This is a genomic window from Paracoccus sp. SMMA_5_TC (assembly GCF_009696685.2).
Lineage (GTDB): Bacteria > Pseudomonadota > Alphaproteobacteria > Rhodobacterales > Rhodobacteraceae > Paracoccus.
This window is the reverse complement of the sequence record NZ_CP102355.1, coordinates 819,073-830,000: the sequence shown is the minus strand read 5'-3', so window position 1 is coordinate 830,000 and position 10,928 is coordinate 819,073. Positions and strand designations below refer to the sequence as shown.

5 protein-coding genes, 1 tRNA gene and 2 rRNA genes (1 of these 8 running past the window's edge) are annotated in these 10,928 nt (G+C 58.0%); 4 read left to right on the top strand and 4 right to left on the bottom strand.

Going from position 1 to position 10,928, the window contains the following annotated elements; genetic code table 11:
• From GB880_RS04135 to GB880_RS04125, 3 genes are all read left to right on the top strand, one after another.
• A 23S ribosomal RNA gene (locus GB880_RS04135) occupies positions 1-2,768 on the top strand (it extends 68 nt beyond the left edge of the window).
• Between the two features lie 91 nt (positions 2,769-2,859).
• Positions 2,860-2,974: ribosomal RNA gene (rrf, locus tag GB880_RS04130) — 5S ribosomal RNA — on the top strand.
• Between the two features lie 37 nt (positions 2,975-3,011).
• Positions 3,012-3,088, top strand: a tRNA-Met gene (locus GB880_RS04125).
• Positions 3,089-3,343: 255 nt separating this feature from the next.
• Here the strand turns inward: GB880_RS04125 and GB880_RS04120 are convergent.
• Positions 3,344-4,482 (bottom strand): IS3 family transposase gene (locus GB880_RS04120; RefSeq protein ID WP_154494628.1). Its coding sequence is split into 2 segments (ribosomal slippage): positions 3,344-4,216 and positions 4,219-4,482, totalling 1,137 coding nucleotides; the frame shifts between segments, so codons are not numbered across the junction.
• 163 nt (positions 4,483-4,645) lie between these two features.
• Here GB880_RS04120 and GB880_RS04115 point away from each other — a divergent pair.
• Positions 4,646-5,799 (top strand): IS3 family transposase gene (locus GB880_RS04115; protein WP_263467155.1). Its coding sequence is split into 2 segments (ribosomal slippage): positions 4,646-4,904 and positions 4,904-5,799, totalling 1,155 coding nucleotides; the frame shifts between segments, so codons are not numbered across the junction.
• A gap of 96 nt (positions 5,800-5,895) precedes the next feature.
• On the opposite strand, the gene GB880_RS04110 is transcribed toward GB880_RS04115, so the two are convergent.
• From GB880_RS04110 to GB880_RS04100, 3 genes are all read right to left on the bottom strand, one after another.
• Positions 5,896-6,408, bottom strand: a complete 513-nt coding sequence (locus GB880_RS04110; RefSeq protein ID WP_154494659.1) for a hypothetical protein — start codon at positions 6,406-6,408, stop codon at positions 5,896-5,898.
• A 75-nt stretch (positions 6,409-6,483) separates the two neighbouring features.
• Complete coding sequence (locus GB880_RS04105) at positions 6,484-7,689, bottom strand: IS256 family transposase (protein WP_013654810.1); 1,206 nt, start codon at positions 7,687-7,689, stop codon at positions 6,484-6,486.
• Between the two features lie 257 nt (positions 7,690-7,946).
• Complete coding sequence (locus GB880_RS04100; RefSeq protein WP_154492957.1) at positions 7,947-10,802, bottom strand: UvrD-helicase domain-containing protein; 2,856 nt, start codon at positions 10,800-10,802, stop codon at positions 7,947-7,949.
• Positions 10,803-10,928 lie beyond the last annotated feature (126 nt).

Below are 10,928 nucleotides of genomic sequence, written 5' to 3'. Positions count from 1 at the left end.
GCGATAAGCCATGGGGAGCTGAGAATAAGCCTTGATCCATGGATCTCCGAATGGGGAAACCCACCTGAATGCTTGCTGTTGTTATCCTTGCGGATATCAACAGCCGGCATGACCAGGTATCTTTTACCCGAATACATAGGGTTCAAGAAGCGAACCCGGGGAACTGAAACATCTAAGTACCCGGAGGAAAGGACATCAATAGAGACTCCGTTAGTAGTGGCGAGCGAACGCGGACCAGCCGAGCCGTGAAAATGACCAGAATGGCCTGGAAAGGCCAGCCAGAGTGGGTGACAGCCCCGTATGGGAAGTTTGATCGGACGTATCAAGTAGGGCGGGACACGTGAAATCCTGTCTGAAGATCGGGGGACCACCCTCGAAGGCTAAGTACTCCTTGCTGACCGATAGCGAACCAGTACCGTGAGGGAAAGGTGAAAAGCACCCCGACGAGGGGAGTGAAACAGTTTCTGAAACCGGACGCCTACAAGCAGTCGGAGCCGCCTTGCGCGGTGACGGCGTACCTTTTGTATAATGGGTCAACGACTTGGTCTGTCTGGCAAGCTTAAGCCGTTAGGTGTAGGCGCAGCGAAAGCGAGTCTTAAAAGGGCGCATGAGTCAGACGGATCAGACCCGAAACCAGATGATCTAGGCATGAGCAGGATGAAGGTTGGGTAACACCAACTGGAGGTCCGAACCCACACCTGTTGAAAAAGGTCGGGATGACTTGTGCCTAGGGGTGAAAGGCCAATCAAATCTGGAGATAGCTGGTTCTCCGCGAAAGCTATTTAGGTAGCGCCTCGGACGTATCCTCCTGGGGGTAGAGCACTGCATGGATGATGGGGGCCCACAGCCTTACTGAGTCTAAGCAAACTCCGAATACCAGGAAGGACTATCCGGGAGACACACGGCGGGTGCTAACGTCCGTCGTGGAGAGGGAAACAACCCTGACCAACAGCTAAGGCCCCCAATTCGTGGCTAAGTGGGAAAGCATGTGAGACTTCCAAAACAACCAGGAGGTTGGCTTAGAAGCAGCCATCCTTTAAAGATAGCGTAACAGCTCACTGGTCTAATCAAGAGGTCTTGCGGCGAAGATGTAACGGGGCTCAAGCCACGAGCCGAAGCTTTGGGTGCATCCTTCGGGATGTGCGGTAGCGGAGCGTTCTGTGATATGGAACGCTGCCTCTTCTGCTTCGCAAGAAGCAGCGGAGGCAATGTTCTGACTGTGAAGCCGGGCTGTAAGGCATCCGGTGGAGTGATCAGAAGTGAGAATGTTGACATGAGTAGCGACAAACAGGGTGAGAGACCCTGTCGCCGAAAGTCCAAGGGTTCCTGCTTAAAGCTAATCTGAGCAGGGTAAGCCGGCCCCTAAGGCGAGGCCGAAAGGCGTAGTCGATGGGAACCAGGTTAATATTCCTGGGCCAGGAGATGGTGACGGATCGCAGGTGTAGTTCGGTCTTAACGGATTGATCGGGCTGCTGAGCGGTTCCTGGAAATAGCCCTCCACATGACCGTACCCTAAACCGACACAGGTGGACTGGTAGAGAATACCAAGGCGCTTGAGAGAACCACATTTAAGGAACTCGGCAAAATACCTCCGTAAGTTCGCGAGAAGGAGGCCCCGTTCGCAGGCAACTGTGGGCGGGGGGCACAAACCAGGGGGTGGCGACTGTTTACTAAAAACACAGGGCTCTGCGAAGCCGTAAGGCGACGTATAGGGTCTGACGCCTGCCCGGTGCCGGAAGGTTAAAAGGAGAGGTGCAAGCCTTGAATTGAAGCCCCGGTAAACGGCGGCCGTAACTATAACGGTCCTAAGGTAGCGAAATTCCTTGTCGGGTAAGTTCCGACCTGCACGAATGGCGTAACGACTTCCCCGCTGTCTCAAATGTGGACTCAGCGAAATTGAACTGTCTGTGAAGATGCAGACTTCCCGCGGTTAGACGGAAAGACCCCATGCACCTTTACTATAGCTTCGCACTGGCATCAGGATTGTGATGTGCAGGATAGGTGGTAGGCATCGAAGCGGGGACGCCAGTCCCCGTGGAGCCACCCTTGAGATACCACCCTTCGCACTCTTGATGTCTAACCGCGGCCCGTTATCCGGGTCCGGGACCCTGCGTGGTGGGTAGTTTGACTGGGGCGGTCGCCTCCCAAAGAGTAACGGAGGCGCGCGAAGGTTGGCTCAGAGCGGTCGGAAATCGCTCGTTGAGTGCAATGGCAGAAGCCAGCCTGACTGCAAGACTGACAAGTCGAGCAGAGACGAAAGTCGGCCATAGTGATCCGGTGGTCCCGAGTGGAAGGGCCATCGCTCAACGGATAAAAGGTACGCTGGGGATAACAGGCTGATGATGCCCAAGAGTCCATATCGACGGCATCGTTTGGCACCTCGATGTCGGCTCATCTCATCCTGGGGCTGGAGCAGGTCCCAAGGGTATGGCTGTTCGCCATTTAAAGAGGTACGTGAGCTGGGTTTAGAACGTCGTGAGACAGTTCGGTCCCTATCTGCCGTGGGTGTAGGATACTTGAGAGGAGTTGCCCCTAGTACGAGAGGACCGGGGTGAACGTTCCACTGGTGGACCAGTTGTCGTGCCAACGGCAGTGCTGGGTAGCTATGAACGGACAGGATAAACGCTGAAGGCATCTAAGCGTGAAGCCCCCCTCAAAACAAGGTATCCCTTGAGAGCCGTGGAAGACCACCACGTCGATAGGCCGGAGATGTAAGCGCAGCAATGCGTTCAGTTGACCGGTACTAATGGCTCGATTGGCTTGATTTGATCCGGAAGAAGGCAGACCCTCCTTCCAGAAGCAGCCTTGGACAACCCATCCTGAAAAATCAGGATAACGCCGATGTCGCTCCTTCTCAGGTCTGGTGGCCAAAGCACGAGCAAAACACCCGATCCCATCCCGAACTCGGCCGTTAAGTGCCGTAGCGCCAATGGTACTGCGTCTCAAGACGTGGGAGAGTAGGTCACCGCCAGACCTGAAAAGAAGCGACAATCCCTCAGAACAAATCATGACGCGGGGTAGAGCAGCCCGGTAGCTCGTCAGGCTCATAACCTGAAGGCCGCAGGTTCAAATCCTGCCCCCGCAACCAGAAATTCCAGTATTATCAAAGACTTTAAAGCCGAGCATAACGCTCGGCTTTTGTCGTTTGCAGTTTACATCAACGCCACATCAACACAACAACAGAAAAACCGCAACAGCATGCATGCGCGGGCATAGGCGCGCATCGGAGGGTAGGTTCATGGTGGCGGCAAGCAGCGCTAATCGCCGCCTCTGGGCTCCGTTAGAGGTGGTTCGGTTGATCTGAACGGGTTCCGGGCGTTTTCTAAGTGGCTTTCCGCCTTGGTTACGCCGCCACCGCTTCGGGCATCGGCTGGTTGAAGTAGGCCTGATCGGGCGTTTTCCCGTCAAGCGACGAATGCGGCCGTCGGCTGTTGTAGAAGCTCAGATACCGGCCAATTCCGGTCCGGGCTTCGGACACGCTGGCATAGGCCCTCAGGTAAACCTCCTCGTATTTGATGGTCCGCCAGAGGCGCTCGACGAAGACATTGTCGCGCCACGCGCCCTTGCCATCCATGCTGATCTTGATCTCGCGGGCGGCCAGCACCTTGATGAACTCGGTCGATGTGAACTGACTGCCTTGATCCGTGTTGAAGATTTCGGGCGTGCCGTGACGTGCCAACGCCTCCTTCACAGCTTCCATGCAGAACTCGGCCTCCAGCGTGATCGACACTCGCCATGCGAGGACGCGCCGGGTGAACCAGTCGAGCACAGCAGCCAAATAGATGAACCCGCGGGCCATGGGGATGTAGGTGATGTCCATCGCCCAGACCTGATTGGGCCGGGTGATGGGCAGGCCTCGAAGCAGATAGGGGTAGATCTTGTGCCCCGGCGCTGGCTTCGAGGTGTTCGGCTTACGATAGAGCGCCTCGATGCCCATACGCTTCATCAGCGTGGCAACATGCAGCCGCCCGACCTTGAACCCTTCCTGAACCAGCAGACCCTGCAGCATCCGGCTGCCCGCGAAGGGGAATTCCATATGCAGCTTGTCGATCCGGTGCATCAGCTTCAGATCGGCGTCCGACACCGGGCGGGGCCTGTAGTAGATGCTGCCCCGGCTGATCCCCAGCACGATGGCCTGGCGGCTGACGCTCAGCTTGGCGGTGGGATCGATCATTTTCTTGCGCTCGGCAACAGACCCGCCTTGCCGAGCGCGCCGGACAAAAAATCATTCTCCAGCGTCAGCTCTCCGATCTTCGCATGCAGGGTCTTCACATCGATGGTCGGCTCCGGCTCGGCCTTCGGGGCTTCCCCGAATACCCCGGTCGCGCCCTCAAGCAACTGGTCACGCCACTGCTTGATCTGGTTCGGATGGACGTCGAATTCTTGCGCCAGCTCGATCATGGTCTTCTCGCCCTTGATCGCGGATACCGCCACTTTCGCCTTGAAAGCCGGGCTGTGGTTCCGGCGCGGTCGTCTTGCCATGGTCTTCTCCTCGCTCGCAGCATCATGCCGCTGTTGCGCGGAAAATCCACTTATCCCGGCTGTTCAGATCACCGCAGCCAGATCTGTTAGCTCTCTGACCTGCCCCCCGGAAGTTCCCTCGCTGTGATGTAGAGTCTGCCCAACCTGAGAAGGAGCAGACGACGTGAGGAAAAGCCGTTTCACCGAGGCGCAAATCATCGGGATGATCAAAGAGCAGGAGGCTGGTTTGCCGACCTCCGAGCTTTGCCGGAAGCACGGGTTGAGTCCCGCGACCTTTTACAAGCTGAAGGCCAAGTATGGCGGGATGGACCTGTCCGACGCCAAGCGGCTGAAGCAGCTCGAAGACGAGAATGCGAAGCTCAAGCGCCTGCTGGCGGATGCCATGCTCGACAATGTGGTTCTAAAGGATCTCCTGGGAAAACCCTGACGACACCGATGGCGCGGCGGGACGCGGTGCTGCGGGCGATGAAGGATCATCCGATCTCTCAACGCCGGGCCTGCGTCCTGATCGGTGTCGATCCGAAAACGGTGCGGCGGGACAGGCCGCCCGACAACCCGGAAATCCGTGAGGAGATGCACAAGATCGCCGAGAAACGCCGACGCTTCGGCTATCGGCGTGTGGGCATCCTGCTGGAGCGCAAGGGCATGATCATGAACGAGAAGAAGCTCTACCGCATCTATCGGGAAGAGGGGCTGTCGGTGCGCCGACGCCGTGGCCGCAAGAGGGCCCGCGGAAGCCGAACCCCAATGCCGGTGCCATTGCGCCCAAACCAGCGGTGGTCGCTGGACTTCCTGTCGGACACGTTCGGGGCTTGCCGCAAGTTCCGCATCCTGGCGGTCAATGATGATTGCTGCCGCGAGAACCTGGCGCTGATCGCAGACACCAGCATCTCGGGCTCGCGGGTCGCACGGGAACTGGACGCGCTGGTCCGCATCTATGGAAAACCCGCTTGCATCGTCTCCGACAATGGCACCGAGTTCACCAGCAAGGCGATCCTGAAGTGGGCAAATGACAACAAGGTCGAGTGGCATTACATCGACCCGGGCAAGCCGCAGCAGAACGGCTACCTCGAGAGCTTCAACGGCAGCTTGCGCGACGAATGCCTCAACGAGGAGATATTCGACAGCCTGGCTGATGCCCGCCGAAAGCTGGCCCTCTGGCGATACGATTACAACAACGTCAGGCCGCATTCCTCGCTGGGCAACCAAACGCCAGCAGAAGCGCGCCGGGCGCTTGAGCAATCTGAGAGCTCCGCGCCCGGCGCGCTTGCCACACCCGAAACCGACCACTATCAACCCCAAGGACTCTCGTTATGAACGAGGGACGACCGGGGGGCAGGTCATCTCCTTTAGCTTCGTTCACGCATGCTTGGCGGCAACCGAAGAGTTGCCGCCGTTGATCATACTGTCCCGTTAGGCCGAAGGTGAAAGTTCATCTACAGCAATGACGTCAGACAGTTTGACCCGCCCACTGTCGACAGCCGCAGCCTTTCTCTCAGATGCATCGTCACCTTCGGCATCATTGTGCTGGATCGGGGCCCAGATACCCATCGACGAGATATAGGCAAGCACGTTTGTGTGGGCGCGATTATGGCTGAACGAGACAATTTCCCGGCTAGCATCGACCTTCAGTGTGTCCCTCAAGCATTTCACCAGAAAGACTCCGATGGCTTGCGAGACAGCTGATCTGAATTTCTCTGTCTCGAATGGGCCTCCAAAGGATGCAGAACCACCAGGTGCTGCAACGGCGAAATAATAATCCGGACAGGTGTAATAGGCAAAGTACGGGCTGCCAGATTTGCAGACGAAAGCAACCTCCATGATTTTGCCCTCAAAGTGATCCTTGGGGAACCTTCGAACGGCCTCTCCTGTGAAAAGAATCCTTCCACCTCGAGTTATCGAGACGACTTCCAAATCATGACCCATGACCCGAAGCTTGCTCTGCGTTTCCGGTCACGTCCGTCAAGCTGGTGTAAATTCCTGGATGGCCTGAGGGCATGATCAGGCGGCTTTCGTGGTTATGCTGAGAATGGGGTCGATCTCCTCCTTGTCGATCTCGGCGAAGGCCTCGACCATCATGTAGCGGCTCGAGGTCTGCCATTCGTCGTTGGCTTCGAAGAGCACGGCGCCGATCAGGCGCATGATTGAGGCCTCGTTGGGGAAGATCCCGACGACATCGGAGCGCCGCTTTACCTCCTTGTTCAGGCGCTCGATCGGGTTGGTGCTGTGCAGCTTGGTCCTGTGCTGGCGCGGGAAGGACATGTAGGCCAGCACGTCATGCTCGCTGGCGTCCATGAGATCGGCCAGCTTGGGCCAGCGCGGGCGCAGTTGTTCGGCAACCTTGCGCCAGGTTTCGCCCGCATGGGCGCGGTCGGGCTGGTCGAAAGCCTGGCGGATCGCGGCGGCGACAACGGTGTGTTGGCCGCGCGAGACGTGGGCGAGAGCATTCCTGATCCAGTGAACGCGGCATCGCTGCCAGGTCGCTTCGAACACCCGGGCAATGGCTGCCTTGAGGCCGGTGTGGGCATCGCTGATCACCAGCTTGACCCCACTCAGCCCCCGGGCGCGGAGGGAACGCAGAAACTCGGTCCAGAAGGTCTCGGCCTCTGAGGGCCCAATGCCCAAGCCGATGATTTCCCTTCGGCCCTCGGTGTTGGCCGCCACCGCAATTATGGCCGCGACCGGCACGATGCGCCCGCCTTGGCGGACCTTGAGATAGGTGGCGTCGAGCCAGACATAGGGCCAGTCGCCGGTGAGCGGCCGGTTCAGGAACTCCCCGACCCTGTCATCGATATCCTTGCAGAGCTTCGAGACCGTGCTCTTCGATATCCCGCTGAGCCCCATGGCCTGCACCAGCTCGTCGACGCGGCGGGTGGAGACGCCGCCGATCCAAGCCTCCTGGATCACCGCCACCAGCGCCTGCTCGGAGGTCTTGCGGGCCTCGAGGAAGCCCGGGAAATAGCTGCCCTGCCGCAGCTTCGGCACCCGCAGGTTCAGCGTGCCCAAACGGGTATCGAGAGCGCGCTCTCGATACCCGTTGCGCCAGGTCGTGCGTTCACCGCTGCGTTCATGCCGGCCGGCGCCGATGATGCCTTCCACATCGGTCTCCATGATCAGTTGCAGCACGGCTTCGGCAATGCCGCGCAAGAAGTCGCCCTGATCGTGCTTGGCCAGAAGCTCGGACAGGTCCATGTTCGTCTTGGTCATCGGGGTCTCCGTAGGGGCCGTGGTTGAAGTCGCCAAACTCCACCTCGAACATACACCTCGATGGCCACCTGGGATCACACCGCCGACGGCGATGAAATTACACCAGCTCCTCGGACGCTAACGCGTTTCCTTCTTGAAAAGGCCAAACACTGATTTTCCTTCCTTTGTATGTTCTTGTTCGTTCGACACTGAGCATCAGTCATTTTGAGCCACGGAGCCTGGGGCATCGCGGCGACCCGTTTTCTGGCACACCAATGTCATTGTTTTCTGGCTCCAGGCTTCGAGACAGCGAGCCTGAGTTCTTCCGCACCGCCAACGTGTCCTATCTCGCGGGCTCTGATTTCCGCCACTGATGCCTTTCCTGTGCAGTCCGGGTAGCGGACGCAGCTGAAAAAGTCTCCGTAGCGACCGTGTTTCTCCACAAGCCAGCCATCCGAGCATTTCGGGCACTGATGGTGTTCCGTCCCACAATGTGAGCATTCGAGGATCCCTGAAGTCCCCGAAACCGTCGGCATCCCGATCCCGCAGTGACTGCAGGCAGGCATGTAATTGCTGCACATGAGGCTGTGCTCGCATCGATACCATACTCGGCCATCCTGGGCGGGCACTGGAAGCAAGCGTCCACCGCATTCGCTGCAAGGTACGTGACCCGCAATCGACCCGGTCGAAGTCGCTAGACCGTATTCAGTCTCGGAAACCAGTTCCCGCACGAAGCATGAGGGTTCGGCTTCGGACGCAAGCAGTGTGACGGTTGAGCGTGCGCGGGTCATTGCCACATACATGATCCGCCGTTCTTCGGCGTGTTGAAATGGCTCTCCTTCCGGTGAGACCAAGCTCAGGATCGGGTCATCGGTGACTTCGGACGGGAAGCCATACTTGCCGTTGTTGCATCCAAGTATAACGACATGATCGGCTTCCAGGCCTTTTGAGCCGTGGATCGTCTTGAAGCTCATAGACAAATTTGGGAACTTCCGCCCGAGAGCCACCATGTCGGGCCGTTCGTGGCGATACCTTGCCAGGAGAAGAACGCTGGTCACGTTGCCGGTCCCGCGTTCCTTGGCCCCGAGTTCCGTCAGATTCGTCAAGGTCTCGAGGAGTTCAGCCTCTTGCTTGGCTTTTTTCGTCCAAACCACACGAAGCGCAGGGCCTTCTGCTTCTCCGGCCGGAATGATCGTCTTTTCGATCTGAGCGGGGTTTTTCAGTATGAAGCGTCGGGCTGCGAGAGCGATCTTGTCCACCGACCGGAAAGTGCGGCCCAAGTCCACGACTTGATGAATATCCTTCTCGGCGCCGAACTCACCACCGAACTTGGGGCCAAAGCTGCGCATGATTTGAATGTCCGCTCCGGCGAAGCGGTAGATCGACTGCCAGTCATCCCCTACCGCGAAGATCCTCGCATCCCCATGCTGGGCCTTCAAGGCACCGACAAAGCGCGCCCGATCTTGCGAGATGTCCTGGAACTCGTCGACAAGGATATGCCGGAACGGGCTCTGATAAGCCCCACTCTCGACATATCCGGCGGCCCGAAGAACCATGTCCTCAAAGTCGATCCTCTCGCCCAATTCATGCTGATATTGGCGGAGCACCGGCTCAAAGACCGCTAGAAACGCTCTGCCGCGCTCGCCCATTTTGAGCTTGTCCGCCTTTGATCGGCACGCTCCCAGGGTATAGGTGCCGCCCTTGAACTGAAGCAGGAAGGTGCCAAGGAGTTGCGTGAAGCTATCGACATGCCCCAGCTCGACAACACGGTCATAGATCGACTCAATCGGTCGCGGTCGCATCATCACATGCGGACCAAGCTTTTCGGCCAGTGCGTCGAGAAGCCGTCCTTCCTGGCGTTCATAGCTGTAGGTTTCGATGAGTTTGGTTTCAAAACTGGCATGGACTTTTCGCTTCCAGTCCATCGACGCCAGGTATTCCTTGCGATCGACAAACGGCGCGGTGACAAGCATCTCTCCAAAGCCGATTGGTGATTTGGCTTTTCTGACACCGAAGTGTTCAAGGTAGATGCCGCTCTCGGTCAGGCGAAAGTCCGGAGTATAGCCTCGCCGTCCCGAATCTGGCAGGCGGTGTTCGTACTGCGGCTCATACTCATAATCGATACCGTTTCGATACAGCCAGTTAGCGATCAGGAATTCTTCGTAGCTGCGAACCTTTTCGCCTTGAAGCGTTCGAAGATTGAGGCTTTCGACGTGGGTATACCAAGCGTGCTTGGTATCGTAGTCCCATTCGCTGCCGCATTCGATGGGGAACTGAGTGAACCAATCGACAACCACATTCGCAATTTTTTCGTCCGTCGCGACGAGCTGCCGAAGAATCCGCCGGATAAGGTCGGAATACCGCTTCTGGTCTCCGGCATGTGAAGCAAGAGGTGGTTTCGTGCCCTCTACGTGGCCGATGATGTGGTAGGCCAACGCGTGAAATGTCCACGCCTTGACTGGCACGTTACACGCCCGGCCTATGCGCGTGGCCATCTCATTTGCGGCCTCTTTACCAAAGGCCAAGGGAAGAATTTCTCCTGACTCACGCATCCCCGACTTCAGCAGGTAAGCGGCCTTCGCAGTTATGACGCTTGTCTTGCCTGACCCTGCACCAGCCAGAACGAGGGTGGCGTCTTCTTCGCTGAGAACGGCGCGCCGCTGTTCTGCTGTGAGTGGCTGAGACTCGACTCCATCGAGAAAGCCGGCCCAACGGGCAAGTTCGCGTTCCAGGTGCGCCGCTATTGCGCTCTCCCTAGCTAGTTTGGGATCTTTCAAGAAGTCATTGATCCGTCCGCAAACCGCCTTGTCGGCAATCATCCCTTCTACGCGGGCCAGTTCCTGCTTCAAAAATCCGCGATATTTTGCGGCCTCGGACAGGATCGGTGGCGTCACGCAGGCCGCAGGGTACCGGGACGCGCTTTCAAGCCAGTCCAAGGCCGCCGACAAATCGTGGAACTTTGCGACATCCCACGCGGTCTCCGGCTTCTGGTCCTCGGCAGCCTGCGGTGTCAGGGTCAACTTTGGGCGGGTGCTGACCGGCTGGTACGACGGAGCCGATGACGGCCGACGCGATGCGCCGAAGAGTTCTCCAACCAATCCGAAAACAGCCGCACCGATCAGCCACTCAATCATTGCCTAGACCGCCCACCATCACCTGTCGAGACTGTGCATTGGCCGTGCCAAGTGACCTTTGTGCGACCGAAAACGGTCGGCTACGAGGCGAAGTCTTCTGAAGGCTGTGTGTTTCATCGTGAATAC